17 protein-coding genes and 1 tRNA gene are annotated in these 16180 nt (G+C 51.2%); 7 read left to right on the forward strand and 11 right to left on the reverse strand.

Annotation, left to right across the window (positions count from 1 at the left end):
• Positions 1–78 precede the first annotated feature (78 nt).
• Positions 79–993, reverse strand: a complete 915-nt coding sequence (locus FDW94_RS05895) for a GntR family transcriptional regulator (RefSeq protein ID WP_003830023.1) — start codon at positions 991–993, stop codon at positions 79–81.
• Between the two features lie 137 nt (positions 994–1130).
• On the opposite strand from FDW94_RS05895, the gene FDW94_RS05900 reads away from it, so the two are divergent.
• Both FDW94_RS05900 and FDW94_RS05905 read left to right on the forward strand, forming a co-directional pair.
• Positions 1131–2153, forward strand: coding sequence for a zinc-binding alcohol dehydrogenase family protein (locus FDW94_RS05900; protein WP_032942306.1), 1023 nt, complete (start codon positions 1131–1133; stop codon positions 2151–2153).
• Positions 2154–2166: 13 nt separating this feature from the next.
• Positions 2167–3612, forward strand: a complete 1446-nt coding sequence (locus FDW94_RS05905; RefSeq protein ID WP_032942307.1) for a tagaturonate reductase — start codon at positions 2167–2169, stop codon at positions 3610–3612.
• A gap of 104 nt (positions 3613–3716) precedes the next feature.
• Here FDW94_RS05905 and opgB read toward each other — a convergent pair whose 3' ends face one another.
• The 6 genes from opgB to FDW94_RS05935 all read right to left on the reverse strand — a co-directional run bounded on the left by opgB (position 3717) and on the right by FDW94_RS05935 (position 9445).
• Positions 3717–6008 carry a phosphatidylglycerol--membrane-oligosaccharide glycerophosphotransferase gene (opgB, locus tag FDW94_RS05910; RefSeq protein WP_137377287.1) on the reverse strand — a complete coding sequence of 764 codons (2292 nt, stop codon included), beginning with the start codon at positions 6006–6008 and terminating at the stop codon, positions 3717–3719.
• Between the two features lie 230 nt (positions 6009–6238).
• The gene (locus FDW94_RS05915) at positions 6239–6730 is read right to left on the reverse strand and encodes a DUF2501 domain-containing protein (protein WP_111466152.1); all 492 of its coding nucleotides are present in this window, start codon (positions 6728–6730) and stop codon (positions 6239–6241) included.
• A gap of 70 nt (positions 6731–6800) precedes the next feature.
• Positions 6801–7538: a DNA replication protein DnaC gene (gene dnaC, locus FDW94_RS05920; protein WP_003019133.1), complete on the reverse strand. Its 738-nt coding sequence runs from the start codon at positions 7536–7538 to the stop codon at positions 6801–6803.
• Between the two features lie 2 nt (positions 7539–7540).
• A complete protein-coding gene (dnaT, locus tag FDW94_RS05925) occupies positions 7541–8080 on the reverse strand; it encodes a primosomal protein DnaT (RefSeq protein WP_008786116.1) in 540 nt (179 codons plus the stop codon).
• A gap of 124 nt (positions 8081–8204) precedes the next feature.
• Positions 8205–8678, reverse strand: coding sequence for a threonine/serine exporter (locus FDW94_RS05930; protein WP_057067025.1), 474 nt, complete (start codon positions 8676–8678; stop codon positions 8205–8207).
• Positions 8669–9445, reverse strand: a complete 777-nt coding sequence (locus tag FDW94_RS05935; protein ID WP_032942309.1) for a threonine/serine exporter ThrE family protein — start codon at positions 9443–9445, stop codon at positions 8669–8671. Before FDW94_RS05935 ends, FDW94_RS05930 begins: the two co-directional genes overlap by 10 nt.
• A gap of 458 nt (positions 9446–9903) precedes the next feature.
• Here FDW94_RS05935 and FDW94_RS05940 point away from each other — a divergent pair, with 458 nt between their 5' ends.
• The gene (locus FDW94_RS05940) at positions 9904–10629 is read left to right on the forward strand and encodes a response regulator transcription factor (protein WP_008786119.1); all 726 of its coding nucleotides are present in this window, start codon (positions 9904–9906) and stop codon (positions 10627–10629) included.
• The gene (gene bglJ / locus FDW94_RS05945; RefSeq protein WP_137377288.1) at positions 10590–11267 is read left to right on the forward strand and encodes a DNA-binding transcriptional activator BglJ; all 678 of its coding nucleotides are present in this window, start codon (positions 10590–10592) and stop codon (positions 11265–11267) included. The genes FDW94_RS05940 and bglJ overlap by 40 nt, the downstream gene beginning before the upstream one ends.
• 57 nt (positions 11268–11324) lie before the next feature.
• Here the strand turns inward: bglJ and FDW94_RS05950 are convergent, their stop codons facing one another.
• A complete protein-coding gene (locus FDW94_RS05950; RefSeq protein WP_003830001.1) occupies positions 11325–11783 on the reverse strand; it encodes a YbaK/EbsC family protein in 459 nt (152 codons plus the stop codon).
• 235 nt (positions 11784–12018) lie between these two features.
• Between FDW94_RS05950 and FDW94_RS23520 the strand changes: the two genes are divergently transcribed.
• The gene (locus tag FDW94_RS23520) at positions 12019–12162 is read left to right on the forward strand and encodes a hypothetical protein (RefSeq protein ID WP_020996240.1); all 144 of its coding nucleotides are present in this window, start codon (positions 12019–12021) and stop codon (positions 12160–12162) included.
• Complete coding sequence (locus tag FDW94_RS05955; RefSeq protein WP_057067024.1) at positions 12152–13495, forward strand: PTS sugar transporter subunit IIC; 1344 nt, start codon at positions 12152–12154, stop codon at positions 13493–13495. The genes FDW94_RS23520 and FDW94_RS05955 overlap by 11 nt, the downstream gene beginning before the upstream one ends.
• A 29-nt stretch (positions 13496–13524) precedes the next feature.
• On the opposite strand, the gene fhuF is transcribed toward FDW94_RS05955, so the two are convergent.
• Both fhuF and FDW94_RS05965 read right to left on the reverse strand, forming a co-directional pair.
• Positions 13525–14313 (reverse strand): siderophore-iron reductase FhuF, encoded by a 789-nt coding sequence (gene fhuF / locus FDW94_RS05960; RefSeq protein WP_137377289.1) that lies wholly within the window; start codon positions 14311–14313, stop codon positions 13525–13527.
• Between the two features lie 108 nt (positions 14314–14421).
• Positions 14422–15498 carry a diguanylate cyclase gene (locus FDW94_RS05965; RefSeq protein WP_003829994.1) on the reverse strand — a complete coding sequence of 359 codons (1077 nt, stop codon included), beginning with the start codon at positions 15496–15498 and terminating at the stop codon, positions 14422–14424.
• A gap of 255 nt (positions 15499–15753) precedes the next feature.
• On the opposite strand from FDW94_RS05965, the gene FDW94_RS05970 reads away from it, so the two are divergent.
• Positions 15754–15990 carry a DUF1435 domain-containing protein gene (locus tag FDW94_RS05970; RefSeq protein ID WP_003019100.1) on the forward strand — a complete coding sequence of 79 codons (237 nt, stop codon included), beginning with the start codon at positions 15754–15756 and terminating at the stop codon, positions 15988–15990.
• Between the two features lie 39 nt (positions 15991–16029).
• Here the strand turns inward: FDW94_RS05970 and FDW94_RS05975 are convergent.
• Positions 16030–16115, reverse strand: a tRNA-Leu gene (locus tag FDW94_RS05975).
• Positions 16116–16180 lie beyond the last annotated feature (65 nt).

Consider the following 16180-nt stretch of genomic DNA (forward strand, 5'->3'; position numbering starts at 1 on the left):
GGCAAGAGGTATTTTTCAGGCGTTTTTATTTTTATAAAATCGTGCTCCCGGTAATGATTTGCTGTTTTTTATCGGTACTTAATGAGCGACATTACAACCCTGGTTGATGGAGCGAATCATCGATTGTTTGGCTGAATTCAAATGGTTACAGAGCGCGAGGGTGGCATCCAGGTCGCTGCGGCATATCAGCGCGCTGAGGATGGTCATATGCTCATCAATGGCAATGATGTTACGCTGCTTGAGATCGCTCTCATCCCACTGATAGTGGAAGTGGAAAATCACGGAGATGATTTCAAGTGATTGATTAAAAAATACATTATCGGCAGCAGAGAGTAGCAAAGCATGGAACTCACGATCTAACTGCGAGAACATGCGAAAGCTGCTGCCAATGCTGTCGCGCAGGATCCGATGGCGCTCCAGTAGCGTTTTAGCCTGCAACCAACGCGGGTCATCGTCCGGCAGATTGAGGAAATGCTGCAGAGAATGCGTTTCCAGCATCTCTCTGAGTTCAAACAGCTGTTCCGCATAGGCCTGATCGAACTGCTTCATGCTCCACTGACCACGTTTTTCGTTTTTAATCAGGTTGTAACGTTCGAATTTTAAAAGATATTCCCGCACTACCACCGGGCTGACGCCTGCGGCTCTGGCAAGCTGTAGTTCGGAGAAGCTCTCGCCTGCGCGCAGCTGTCGCTGGTTGATCATGGTGAAAAACGCCTGCTCAAAAATCCGGTTTTGCTCGGTCATGGAGGCGGTGGTGCAGGCAAAACCGTCGTCATGGTCGGGTTTTCGCACGATGACATAGTGGCTGCCGACCTGGGTCAGCACGCCGCACTCGCCTAAGTGGCTCAGCATATGGCGCACGGTGGTGCGGCTGATGTTGTACATCTCCGCCAGTGCGCTTTGTGAGGGGAGTGGGGAAGGGATATGACCACGCGCCATATCATCGATTATCTGGTTAATCACATTGTGGCGTAAGTTCTGCGAACGGCTCATGGTTTCTCCTTTTTATCTATTAAAACCCGATTTAAAACATTTTTATGCGCTGGAATTCACAGATTGTGTTTCTGCTTTCTCCGTCCTTTTTATTTTCGTTGATATCTGAGGCAACAAAAAAACAGGAGAGCAGAATCATGTCTACGATGAATACGTTGATTTGCCAGGAACCTAAAAAATTAGTCTGGAAAGAGCGCGAAATACCTATTCCGGGTGAGGGTGAAGCATTAATTAAAATTAAGTCGGTAGGAATTTGTGGTACTGATATTCATGCCTGGGGTGGCAATCAACCTTTTTTCAGCTACCCGCGTGTATTAGGGCATGAAATATGTGGGGAAATTGTCGGTCTGGGTAAGAATATACAGAATCTGAAAAATGGTCAGCAGGTGGCGGTTATTCCTTACGTGGCCTGCCAGCAGTGTCCGGCATGCCTGAGCGGGCGCACCAACTGCTGCGAGAAGATTTCAGTGATTGGCGTGCACCAGGATGGCGGTTTCAGTGAATATCTGTCCGTTCCGGTGACCAATCTGCTGGACGCGCAGGGGATTGACCCGCAGGCGGCGGCGCTGATTGAGCCTTACGCTATCAGCGCTCATGCGGTACGCCGGGCGGCGGTGGCTCCGGGTGAGCAGGTGCTGGTGGTCGGCGCGGGTCCGATTGGTCTGGGGGCGGCAGCGATTGCCAAAGCCGATGGCGCACAGGTGGTGGTCGCCGATACCAGTCCAGCACGCCGGGAGCACGTGTCTTCCCGGTTGGGACTCCCGGTTATCGACCCATCCGCTGAAGATTTTGATGCGCAGCTGCGCGCTCAGTTTGGCGGTTCGTTGGCGCAAAAGGTTATTGATGCCACGGGGAATCAGCATGCGATGAACAACACGGTGAATTTGATTCGTCATGGCGGCAGCATCGTTTTCGTTGGGCTGTTCAAAGGCGATTTGCAGTTCTCTGACCCTGAGTTCCACAAGAAAGAGACCACCATGATGGGCAGTCGCAACGCCACGCCGGAAGATTTCGCCAAAGTGGGCCGTCTGATGTCGGAAGGCAAACTTACCGCTGACATGATGCTCACGCACCGTTACGCGTTTGCCACACTGGCAGAAATCTACGAACGGGATGTGATTAACAACCGTGAACTGATTAAAGGCGTGATCACGTTCTGAGAGGGGAAATGTGATGAAGACATTGAATCGACGTGATTTTCCGGGGGCCTGCTACCCAACGCGCGTGATCCAGTTTGGTGAAGGTAACTTCCTGCGGGCGTTTGTTGACTGGCAACTGGATATCCTCAACGAGCAAACCGATCTGAACGCTGGTGTGACCATCGTTCGCCCGATCAATACCGATTTTCCGCCGTCGCTGAATACCCAGGACGGGCTGTATACCACGCTTATTCGCGGGCTAAACGAGCAGGGTGAGGCAGTGAGTGAGGCACGGCTTATCCGTTCGGTGAATAACGAAATCAACCCGTATCAGGATTTCGCGGCGTATCTGGCGCTGGCGCACAATGCGGACATCCGTTTTGTGTTTTCGAATACCACCGAAGCCGGAATTAGCTATCACGCAGCTGACCGTGTGGATGATGCGCCGCCGGTGAGCTTTCCGGCCAAGTTGACACGCCTGCTGCTGGAGCGTTTTAACCACTTTGCGGGCGCGGTGGATAAGGGCTGGGTAATTATCCCGTGCGAGCTTATCGACTATAACGGTGAGGCGCTCAAAACCCTGGTGCTGCGCTATGCGCAGGAGTGGCAGCTTCCTCCGGCATTTGCCGACTGGGTGGAGACGGCAAACACGTTCTGTTCCACGCTGGTCGACCGCATTGTCACCGGCTACCCGCGCGAAGAAGCCGCTACGCTGGAGGCTACGCTTGGCTATCACGATGCGTTTCTCGATACCGCGGAGCATTTTTACCTGTTTGTGATCCAGGGGCCGCAGTGGCTGGCAGAGGAGCTGAAGCTGGCGCAGTGTCCGCTGAATATCCGTGTGGTGAGCGATATCAAACCGTACAAAGAGCGCAAGGTCGCTATCCTCAATGGTGCGCATACGGCTCTGGTGCCGGTCGCGTGGCTGTGCGGGCTGGAGACCGTTGGCGAGGCGATGCAGGATGCTGATGTCCGCCGCTTTGTCGAGCGGGCGATTAGTGAGGAGATTATTCCGGTGTTGGATCTCCCAGCGGACGAATTGCGTGAATTTGCCGATGCGGTGAGCGGGCGTTTTCAGAACCCCTACATTCGCCACCAGTTGCTTTCCATTGCGCTTAACGGGATGACCAAATTCCGCACCCGAATTTTGCCGCAGCTGCTGGCGGGTCAGCACAATGGGCGCTGGCCCGTGCGGTTAACGTTTGCCCTCGCTGCGCTGCTGGCGTTTTATCGTGCAGAGCGCGATGGGGAACGCTATCCGATACAGGATGATGAGCAGTGGGTAAGCCTGTATGCCAGCCTGTGGCCGCGAGTTGGCAATGATTTAACGCTGCGTGAACTGGTGGATGCCGTGCTCGGCGATGCGGCGCACTGGGGAGAGGATTTGACGTTGTTACCTGGGCTCGCCGGGCAGGTGACGGCCAATCTGGAGATGATTCTGGTGCAGGGTATGCGCCAGGCGGTGAACGGTCTGGAATAAGGTTGCCATGCAGCGCCCGGTGTGGTGTTGGGCGCTGTTTTTTTCAGACAATACATTCGGTTCACGATAGGCCTGATAAGCAAAGCGCTATCAGGCCTTTCATGTTACGAACCCTGAGCCACTACTTTGATTTCAACCATCCCGATCCCCAGCTTACGCGGTGAGTGACCGAGAATATTGCCTTCGTTGGTGGCGACCGGATCGGGTGGAACAATTACCAGCGTATCGGCATCCGCCGGGTTATCAAAATGTAAGGTGGTGGTGCTGACGTCATGGCCTAACACCAGTGTCTGCTCCTCGTTGCCAACGCGCACGGGGATCGGACGATTGGCATTGTCACCGAAGGCTTTCGCGGTAATGACCAGATCGAATTTCTTCGGTAGCGGGGCTTTGTACTCAATCGTTACTTCTTCGCTGAGCTGCGCATTGGACCAGCGTCCCCAGGATTCGGGGCGTGAAATGCCGCTAAACTGTTTGACTTCTTCCGGCGCGCCCGCCACGTTGAAAACGAAGCTATCTGCTTTGTAGCGAATGTCGTTATCGACAATTTTCAGCGTATCGACGTTACCTTTATAGCGCTCCATGTCGATCACCGTGTCTTTAAATACGGTTTTACTTTTCCACTTGGCTTTATCTACGTGCTGTACGATTTGCTGTCCGCCCAGCTGCCCCTGTGATACGCACCAATCGGTAGAGAGTGCCAGCTCCGGCGCCCACAGTTGCGCCATTTTGTAGCAGCGATCGACCCAGACGAAGTTATCGCGTGGGGCGAAATCTGCCAGCTGGAAGCGCAGCGGGGCCGAGTATTCGCTTTCCGGCAGCGGCTCGACGCGTTTGTCCGATACGCGCAGCAGCAGCGGCAGGCGGAAATGACTGCCGGAGAAAGAGATCATATTTTTGTCCTGGTCGACGGTGAACTCTTTCATCTCTTTCGGGAAATTCCACAGGCGAATGATATCGGGCTTCCACGCCAGCATTTTTTCTTTGATGTTCAGGAACACTTCCGAGACGGATTCGCTCGACAAGCTGCTGCGGCCAAGGCCGATAAAGTTATCGCCGCCGAGAATATCCAGTACCGTTGCGCCGTTATCCATCGTGTTACGCTTTACCGCCAGCGTGTCCTGTTGCGGTTGATCGCCGCGCAGCACGAAGAACAGGTTGTTGCGGTCCTGCTTGTTCAGATACTTCCATGCGGTGTTGTTCATCGCCAGATGATCGGAAGACACCACGATAACGGTATCTTTAAACCACGGCGATGCTTTGATTTTATTGATAAATTCGGCAATGTTTTCTTGGCTGCAGCTGACCGCGCTGAACGATTGGTTGGCCTTCCCGTCGATGTCATAACGTTTACGGTTGCAGCTACGGGAGATAAATCCATCCGGATGATGGGTATCCACGGTCAGGGTAAACAGTGAAAAACGCTGGCCCGAGCGCGAAAGCTCTTCGAATTTTTTCCACGCTTCGTCCAGCACGGTATCGTCGTAGAAGCCCCAGTCGTTACGATAGGTCGGGTCCGCCACCACGCTTTTTAACTCTTCCGCACCATACAGATGGTCAAAGCCGTGAGATTTCAGGAACACGTCTTTGCCAGCAAAGCGCAGGTTGGCACCCTGCACAAAGTAGTTCTGATAGCCGGAGTTTTTCAGGATATCGCCCAGACAGATATTGTTAGGGAAGAAACTTGAAACCGACGCAGAGGCGTTGCCTTCAAACGGCGCAAACAGCGGAATTCCGCACTGGGAGGCGACCATGCCCGCGATGGTGTAATCCGTACCCGGCAGTTGCATGGTGTTGCTGAAATCCAGACCTTCGTTTTTCAACGCGCCGAGTTCCGGGGTCAGATCCGGGAACGCGTCGTTATTAAAATAGGTGCGTTCGAGGCTCTCACCGTAGATATACACCAGGTTCAGCTTCGGGTTGGGAATGGTTTTCGATGGCTCTTTATAATACGTCGGGAAATCCGGATCGCCATCGCGTGATTGCGACTTCACCAGTTCGGTTATCTGGTGAAACGCCGGGCTGGCGTCAACGGAGGCCAGCGCCAGCAGCAGGGCCAGCAGACTGTAACCCACATGATGTGGATGATGGCGACGGCGGCGTAGGATCCAGCCGAGAGCGACAAAAACGGTAGTCAGCGCCAGCGCGATCCCAACGCCCGGCAGGATATATTTGCCGATGCCTGCGCCGGTCAGGCTGTTGGTCAGCGTATAGAGAACCGCGTCATTGATCCCGTCGCCGGTGAAATAGTCACTGGCATAAAGCGTGATATTCAAGACAATAAAAATCCCCAGCACCGTTAACGTGGCGGCAAACCACCAGGTGTTGCGACCCGCTTTCCAGGCATAAATCAGCACTGAAGCGAGAAACAGAGTGATGGAGACTAATTCTGACAACGGTCGATCCTCAGTAAACCGGGCAATTGCCTGGCAGGCTAATCATTTGGTGAGAGAACAATGTAATAGCGTTGTTACATTGCTGCAATTGTAGTGACATTAAATTACGTTGTTATTCAGAATTGGTTTAGATATGCGCGTTTTTGTGGAGAAATACTGTTTATTTGGAATGTGAATGTATTGTCGAAAATAAATAGATGCCGCGCAGGTTATACGCGGCATGTCGTGCGTCAGGAAATGAAGTTCATGCCCTGTTTTAACACCAGATCGCAGGCCTTGGTTTTTACCTGCTTCGCCAGCGAGCTGTTACCGATCGTGCTCAGGTTCAGCTGTTGACCATCTTTGGCGTTGAGCAGCCCCTGAATCCCGTCCATATAGTTGGTATCTTGTTTCTGCTCTGGCGCGCTGAGTCCCAGTTTATCCAGCACCTGGTTTTTGACGTTTTGCGCGTCGGTGACCGAGGCCAGTTTCTGTTTAGCGCAGTATTCCAGGATCCCGGCGGCGTTATTCATGCTGCTGGAGGTCAAAGACTGATTGCTGCCGTTCAGCAGGCTGGTCAGGGAAGAGAGCGACGAGCTGCTTTGCGAGCCGGAGCTTTGTTTGCTCAGCTCACTGGCCGCGCTGGAGAGCGAATCCTGCCAGGAGGCGGCGAAAACGCTGGTGGAGATGAGCGTGCTGGCGGCAAGCGCACAGCACAGCAGACGTTTGGTAGTTTTCATCATTATATGCAACTCGTGTTATGCCTTTTCAGCGCAGTATAGCGCTGGCAGTCTTAGGAGTGGTCCTAATACGTTAATACTCTTTACCGGTTACCCGACTACGGTAGCTTTCCCAGTTAAAAATGACCCACAGACTGTTGCCAAGGCGCATACGATCCATCACGCGCTCACCCAGCAGCTTGTTCATTTCATCCATATTGCTGTTAGTTAACATACCGGTCGGACGTTTTGAGGACGAACGGCGATCGACAATCTGATTAATGATCACTTTTTCATAGCGGGATTCGGTCTGCATGCCGATCTCGTCGATCACCAGCAGATCCACATTGCTCAGATCGTTGAGCAGCTGTTCTTCGCTAGTTTCACGATTACTGAACGTTTCTTTCATCGCCGACATGATATCGGCCACGGTAATGATCAATACCGACTTGCCGCGCAGTAGCAGTTCGTTGCAGATGGCGGCGGCTAAATGGTTTTTGCCGGTGCCGGGTTTGCCGGAGAAGATAAAGCTGGCGATGTTGCCGTCAAACTCTTCAACATACTGGCGGGCTTTGCTCAGGGCGTTCATCTGACCTTCGCACTCTACCCGATAGTTTTCGAACGAACAGTTCTGATGCAGCGGACGGATACCGGAGCGGTTGAATGTGCGCTGCATTTTCATAGCCCGGTTTTCGCGGGCCAGCGCTGCGGCACGAATTTCACCTTGCTCTTTTTGCCATGCCAGCAGCTCTTCGCCCGTTTTAAAGGCGGGCTCGACATTAGGTGGCATCATTTTTTGCAGACGTTTCATCAGGTCGCCAACGTTTTTCATCGTTATCCTCTAAAACCCGGTGGAATGTGGCTGTCAGGTTCACTGACGCTGTTCACATCGCGCTTTGGCATTCCGCCATTGCTGGCCCGTCCAATCTGAATGCTGCGCGCCAGTTTTTGCTGCCACTGAATATGGTGAAAGACTTTTCCTTCAGCCTGCCAGTAGGCAACAAATGAGGCCAGCTCTTCAGCAGTAACCGGCTCTCTCAACGCTACGCCCCATAAAGCAGCCTGACGCTGAAAATCGGCATCAGGCTGCCAGGCAGCGTACATCGCAAATTTCCCCATTGGCACGGCAACGGGAGCGGCTTGCGGCTCTTCATAAAATTGATCATCTAATGTCACATCGCTTCCCGGGCGTGACAGTTTCTCCTCAAGCGCCAACAGCTCAGCCAGTCTCGCAGGCGTCACCGCGTAAAACGCTGGCGCATTGTTAGCGAATACGGCTACGGCACCACCCGCAGACTTGGCCAGCACGGCGTGGTGATCGTGTAGTAAGGCGTCAATGCTAGTGACGTCTGGCGTCAAAATTTTGCAGGGCATAATGTTTCTCAATACTGAACAACAACCGAGAAGGGGACTGCTTTTATAGTAACACAGAGAAGAAGGAGAGCAGCAGATGAGGGGGAGATTCCCCTCTCTGCAGGGCATTAAAGAAAGTGCACCGTCAAACGCGTGGGCGTTTGCGATACAGCCATAACCCTGGCACGGATAGTCCGATGGAGAGCGCGCCGACGATCGATGAGGCTTTCAGGAAATTGGTCAGCAGGGTGATCATCAGCGCTTCGCTGTAGCCAAAATGACCGATTTTTACCGCCGAGATCATGGCGGTGTAAGCGGAGATCCCAGGGAACATCGGGATCACTGCCGCAACGGTAAAGACTTTCGGATGTGCTAGATACCAACGCGACCACTGGATCCCAATGCAGCCGACCAGCAGCGATGCCATAAAAGTCGACCATTCGATATTAAACCCTGCGCTCATCATCACCATTCGCGAACCGTGGCCGAGCGCGCCGAGTAACGCACACCAGGGGAGCGCCCGATGAGGGACATTAAATACCATGGCAAAGCCTACCGCCGGGATCGCCGACAGGATCATGTCCTGCATTAACGCCAACATGAAATCGATCACGCCCATCCGCGTAGCCCCCATAAGGTCATCGACATGACTACGCCAATGCAGGTCGCCAGTGTAAGCAAACTGGCAATTGCCCAGCGGGCGAGCCCGGTATTAATGTGTCCCTTAAACATATCCGCGACGGAGTTGATCAGCGGAAAGCCCGGAACCAGTAGCAGCACGCTGGCGGCCATGGCGATGGTCGGGGTGTGGCTAAACGTCGGTAGCGTCAGCAGCAGACCAGAAATCGTTGTCGCCACAAACGCGGTGATGCAAAAGTTAATTTGTGGGTGCAAATGCCGGGATGCCAGAATCTGACGGATATACATTGCCACCATGCTGGCGAAAAAGGTGATCACCGCACCATCCCATCCGCCGTTATTGAGTTTACAAAAGCAGGCGCAGGACAAACCGACCATGAAGGCGACCAGCCATCTTGGATAGCGTAGCGGCTTAATCTGGCTAAAGCGTTTCTCTACCCCTTTAATATCCAGCAGTTTATGTTCCGCCAAAATGACAATGTGCTGCACTTCCGTCACGACGTGCATATTAATGCCGCGATCCTGATTTTTTCGCGTTGATGTCAGGCATTGCCCGTCTTTAATGGTGGTCAGGACGATAGCGTTAGAGGAGATGGCGCTTTCTACGCTATCCATGCCAAGTGCCAGCCCGAGGCGGGTGGATAACTCGTCAACCAGAGCGCTTTCTGCCCCATGCTGAAGTAAAAAAAGTCCGCATTGAATACATAACCGTGTAACCGTTCTCTGTGACGACTGCTCTGTTTGCATGGCTCGCTCTGACTGAAAAGGATCTCTTTGAGTGACGAATGTCTTCTTTTTATCATGAAGCATGAGCCCGCTGGCTCTGGCTAAGATCAATCTTTGTGTCGAAAAAAGACACAGGTGATACGGTTGTGGCATCTTAACGCCCCCGTTCGCTAAGGTACGAGAGGGAGACATGATTGAAATGTAGCGCTATTTTCCCGGATGACAAATACGTAAGCCATGCTAACGATCTATTGTAGTTATTATAATTGTACAGATAATGTATTTATACGTAATTGTGCAATAATAGCTTAGAATTTGGCGCTATTTGGATGGTGCCGTCAATACTTTTTGAAATAAATACCAAGGATAACAATTCACCCCGCTTATTGTTCGGAGTATTTTCCTGTGAGTTAAGATTATTAATCCACCCGGGAGAATTTAATTAAGTACGATTGCGGACTGGTGAGTGTGGAGGGGATATGTTGCCAGGACGCTGCAAAAACGCAATTATTATTAGTAAATCACCGATTATACAAACTGGGCTTAAAGGTATAATGCAGGGAAAGTTCTCCGATTACGAACTTACCTACTGTCGTTCTGTTGAAGAACTGACGTTATTACAGCTACGGTGTGCTGATTTGGTAATTGCTGATTTAACCGGAGACTGCAATCATCCACGTGCAGTTTGCGAACAATATTATTCTTTATTATCTCAATACCGTGATATTCACTGGGTATTTCTCGTATCTCGTATCTTTTATCCTCTGGCGGTTGAACTACTGATGTGTCCTGTCAGCTCGCTGCTCTCTGACGCCGAGCCGATTGAAAGTTTAGTGAATGTTATTCACGCGGGAAATACACGAGCAGAGAGAATAAGCAAGGCGCTGCTCTCTCCGCCTGCTATGCCGCAATTGTTAGACCATAGCGCACGATCTATCGTTCTCACTCTCTCTGAAAGAAAAGTATTGCGCCTCCTTGGGAAAGGATGGGGGATTAACCAGATTGCGGCGTTGCTGAAAAAAAGCAATAAAACAATCAGTGCCCAAAAGAATAGCGCTATGCGTCGCTTGTCGATAAATAGCAATGCAGAAATGTATGCCTGGATAAATAGTTCTCAGGGATCGCGAGAACTTAATTTACCTTCAGTTTATGGAGAAACCACGGAATGGAAAGCAGAATCATCAAAAGAAACGTTGCACTGGTAGAAAAGTGCACGATGAGCAGCGTGGGTATTAAGAGTTTATTTAATACCATGCCGGATGACCAATATAAACTTCATCTCTTTTCAAACCAGCCCGCTTTTAGCCAGGCAATGTTAAAGATGTCGTTTTCGGCAGTTATTTTTTCCCTCTCTGCAATCAGAACCGATCGAAGAGCAGGGTTGACCTATTTAACGGAGCTGGCGATAAATTATCCGCGGATTCGCCGTGTGGTGATTGCCGATGATGACGCTGAAGCGCGTTTAATTGGTTCCCTATCCCCCTTGCCGTTAGATGGCGTTGTGAGTAAAGCTTCTTCGTTAACGGTGTTGCAGGACGCGTTATTTACGGCGTTAAGCAGCCCTGGTCGGGGAACCGAAGGCACGAAAAACCATTGGTATATTAATCAAAGCCGTATGCTCAGCCCGACAGAACGAGAAATACTGCGCTTTATGTCGAATGGTTATTCGATGCCACAGATTGCTGTTCAGCTTGAACGGAACATCAAAACCATTCGGGCACACAAATTCAATGTGATGTCCAAACTGGGGGTCAGCTCGGATGCCGGGTTACTGGATGCCGCCGACATCCTGCTGTATCTGCGTGCTGGCGAGCCAGCGCCTTTTATGCAGGTGGTTTCGTGACGGGCAACGTTGACGTGTTTCTTGCCGGGCTTGGTCGCCGGTTTAGTGCGTGGAACATTACTGACACACGTCAACCCAGGTGGCAGAAGTCAGTTCAGCCATCCTTTCAGGCGTGATGCGAACTGCGCTGTGGATGGCACCTGCAGCAGGCAGCACTTCAGCGTAGTGTTTCAGAGAAACATCACAGTACACTGATATCGGTGTTTCTAATCCGAAGGGGCAAACGCCGCCAACGGGGTGCCCCGTCGCGTTCACGACCTCATCACTACTTAACATTCGGGCTTTGGCGCCGAACGTACTCTTTAGCTTTTTATTATCCAGTCGGGCATCGCCTTTTGCCACGACCAGGATGATATCGTTCTTCACCTTTAGTGAAAGTGTTTTAGCTATTTGGCCAGGTTCAACGTTATGGGCTTTTGCTGCCAGATCAACGGTTGCTGTGCTCTGGTTTAATTCGATGATCTCGATATCTGGTGCATGTTGCGCCAGGAATTGGCGTACTGATTGCAAACTCATTCTTCTCTCCCTATCGCTTACAGATAGCCCTGCACAGCAGAAAACTGCAGGATGTAATTTGTCATAGGGGCAACCACACTGTAAATATTTTATTGTAACAACATAGCAACATTAGCAGTTTTTCGATCGTCTTCACAATCAAAGAAACCGGTTACAGTAACCGGTTGCAGAATGCTGAAATGACGATTAATACTGAAGTTGTCACTTCCTCTGTATCACATAATAAGAGCCATCTATGAAACTTAACTCGAAAAGCGGTAGCGCTGGTGTTCCTCCCGGCACGGTTGCGAAAAGTGGTAATGGGCTTTACGTGGTGGCGGTGTTGATGCCAGCACGGTTGCAGGGTTTTGCACAACGGGAGAACGGCTATGTCTACTAACCATGCTGTGTTTAACGTGATTTTCCGCTTTGTTGAAAATTACGTCAGCCCTGTTGCCGGGCGCATCTCTTCGCAACGACATGTAATGGCCATTCGCGACGGTTTTATTTCGGCGATGCCTTTTATGATTGTAGGCTCTTTTCTGCTGGTTTTTGCCTACCCGCCTTTTTCTCCGGATACCACCTGGGGATTTGCTCGCGCGTGGCTGGATCTGGCAAAACAGTTTGAAGGCCAAATCCTCACACCGTTTGATATGACGATGGGGATTATGTCGGTCTACATATGTGCGGCTATTGCTTATAACCTGGGCAAGCACTATGTGAAGTCGCATCAGTTAGATCCGTTTATGTGTGCGATGCTATCAATCATGGCTTTTTTGCTGATTGCCGCGCCAAAAACTAAAGGCACAATGCCGGTTGAAAGCCTGGGAGGAACGGGGATTTTCACCGCCATCCTGGTGGCCATTTACTGTGTTGAAATGATGCGCTTCCTGAAGGCGCACAACATCGGCATCCGTTTACCCGATCAGGTGCCGCCGATGATCAAAAACTCTTTCGATCTGCTGATCCCGGTGCTGGTGGTAGTACTGACGCTGTACCCGCTGAGTCTGGTGATACAGTCGCAGTTTGACATGCTGATCCCACAGGCCATTATGGCCATCTTTAAACCACTGGTGTCGGCTGCAGATTCTCTCCCGGCGATACTTCTGGCGGTATTGATTGGACACCTATTGTGGTTTGCGGGTATTCACGGTGCGGCAATTGTGTCGGGAATGCTGCAAATGTTCTGGCTAACTAATCTTGGGATGAACCAGTCGGCGCTGGCGCAGGGCGCGCCGTTACCGCATATCTTTATGGAAGCGTTCTGGACGTTCTTTATTGTGGTCGGAGGGTCAGGCGCAACGATGGGGTTGGTGATTTGCTATCTGCGTAGTCGTTCGGCTCATCTACGCTCGATTGGGCGTCTGAGCGTAGTCCCCAGCATTTTTAATATTAACGAACCGGTGATTTTTGGTACGCCGATTGTCATGAACCCGGTGTTTTTTATCCCCTTCCTGCTGGCCCCAATGGTGAATGCGGTACTGGCCTGGGCGGCGATGAAACTGGATTTAATTGGGCGGGTCATTTCAGTGGTTCCCTGGACAGCACCGGCACCGGTTGGCGCGGCATGGGCATTAGGCTGGGATTATCGTGCGGCTATTCTGGTGGTGCTGTTGGCGCTGGTGTCGGCCGTTATCTACTTCCCATTCTTTAAGGTCTACGAAAAGCAGCTATTGGCGCAGGAAAAAGAAGAAGCGCAGCGTATGGAAGAGGAAAACCAGCAGGTTGCATAAATATCTGGCGAGGGGCTACGGCTCCTCGCTTACTTCAGCGTGCAGTCTCCGCATTGCTGAACGTCAGGCAGGCGATAGCGTTGGCAGCAGGTTCTGCGTACTAACAGCCCCTCGCGCGGAACAACGGTTCGCCACAGAGGGTTATCCTGACCGCAGGAGAGTTGTTTCTCAAAAAAGCAGGTCTGGCGCAGCGTGGTCAGCAGTTCCTCACCTAGCAACGGCTTCATTTCCGTTAAATACCAGTGAATTAAATATCCGGTGTTGCTCCAGATAAGCTTCGCGTTGATCTCGCTCGTCGCTTCCAGCGCCTGCACAACCGGCGTCAGCGCTGAGAGAATCAGCGTTTCCATGCGTTGTTGAGGAGACAGGGCTGTTGCCTGGTGATCCTGATGGACGTCGATCCAGAAGCAGGCCGCACGGCCTGTTTCGTGAAACTCTACGCGCATATGTTCAGGAGAGACGTCGATAGCCTCTTTTTGCGTCAGTAGGGCCACCATTAACGGAGGCATCATCAGGCCGATATACCATTGCGCCCAAAGAGAAATCAGGGGCTTATTTTCGCGGGGTAGCGTGGGCTGGTTGCGATAGATATGGTCTGAATAAACGGCCAGCAGCGAGCTAAGCGTCGTCGGTTGCGTCCATTCATGCAGCGTCATTGCACCTGGCACAGGCGTTTCGTCAAGACGAATGAAGTCCAGCAGGTGCTCGCGAGTTTTGGCTATCGTTGCGCGTACGGCAGCAGCCAGCGAGGGCATCTCTGAGGGGAGATGGCTATGCCAGATGACATCTTCAACGATCGGTGCGGAACGATAAGCCATGTCGATATAAGGATGTTAATCTTAATGATAATGATTGCTAATCCTATAATTGACATTAAGCGATGGCAAGATCTTTGTCGCCATCCCGAGCGGCAGCGCACAGAAAGCTCAGGTAGAAGGGCAGTTTACCCGCAGCTCATCGCTGACCAGGGTATTGTTACGCCCAAGATTCTTGGCCTCGTAAAGGGCTTTATCCGCTTTGGCGATAGCAGCATCAATATCCTGTTCTACCAGAGGTGCAATGCCGATACTGACGGTTACGTTGGTTGCCACGCTCTCATTAAACATGTGAGGGATTTTAAGGTCGTACACTTTCTGGCGGATACGTTCGGCGGCAGCCTGGGCCTGCTGTGGATCGACCGCGGTCAACAAAATCATAAACTCTTCACCGCCAAAACGCGCCACCACATCCCGGGAGCGTACGGAGTCTCGGATGGCGGCAGAAACACGGATCAACGCCTGGTCGCCCATCATATGTCCGTAATGATCGTTATAGGATTTGAAATGGTCGATATCCAGCAGCAGAACGAAGTGCCTCGAATTACTCAGAGCCAACAGCGTATCGAGCCGGTGTTGCAGCCCCCGGCGATTATACAAACCGGTTAGCGGGTCGAGCATGCTGAGCCCGTTCAGGGTTTCCCTTTCCTCCAGCAGTTTGTACATCAGTTGCTGAGCGAATCCATCGTAGCGCTTTTGTATCACATGCTGGATGGCGATACCGGCCATAGGCAGCGCCATAAAATAGAAAATCCGCAAACCATGTTCGCTGCCGTTAAGCCATAAACAAACGGCGACGGAGGGGAGTGAGTGGAGCGTAAACGCGATGATATTATTGGCAAAAGCGATAGAGCCAATAAACAGTACGCTGAGCAGCGCTATTAACAGGAAATAATAATCATTCTGACCTAGAGCGTTATATTTCAAGAATATATGTAACGCCCATAACAAGCCAAAAACGATTGAAATAAAAGGGAGATTAATTCTTTTATCCGCGTATTTCCCATGCCATACCAGCAGCAGTGTACTCATCACCAGCATTAGCAACGCCGGTACTGATAAGGCTTTGACCGCAAACAGTGGGAAAAAAAGCGTAAACAGCGCGGAGACTGCGTTGAGCAGTAGAAACAGTCGTAAAGAGAGTTGGTATTTTTTTGTGCGCAGAGTTCGCCAGGATTGTACTGTCATAGGTAAATATTGTTAGTTATCTGCAATGTACGAAGGTGTGTTGGTAAATAAAACAAATAACGAACGGGGTATCATTCGCAGAGGTTTTTATTGTTTTTAGTTGAAGAGCTAACCGGTGAGCAATTTATCACCTTGGATTATTCATGTCATCAATCGTTAAGTAAAACTCATATAATTGATAGTGCTTCACGGCTGACAAATGAGAAATTTTATCATATGATATTGGTTATCATTATCAGTGTTATAGGTGAAATCATGTTGCAACGTACGCTGGGCAGTGGATGGGGTGTTCTGCTGCCGGGAATGCTGATTGCCGGGATGGCATATAGCGACCTGTCGGTCTACGTATGGAAGGTGATGATTGTATTAGGATTACTGCTGACTTCGCTCATGCTGTACCACAAACGTTTACGGCACTTTGTTTTGTTACCTTCATGCGCGGCACTGATTGGCGGCATTGTTTTGGTAATGATGAACTGGAATCAGGGATGAACAAAACAGAGAAGGAAATCGAGAGGGAAATAAGATAATTGGTGCGAGGGGGGGGACTCGAACCCCCACATCCTAAGGACACTAACACCTGAAGCTAGCGCGTCTACCAATTCCGCCACCTTCGCACAGTCATCTTATTTTTTTGATATCGCCTCGTTGGTGCGAGGGGGGGGACTCGAACCCCCACATC

The sequence above is a fragment of the Citrobacter sp. wls757 genome, assembly GCF_005280935.1.
Taxonomy (GTDB): domain Bacteria; phylum Pseudomonadota; class Gammaproteobacteria; order Enterobacterales; family Enterobacteriaceae; genus Citrobacter; species Citrobacter portucalensis.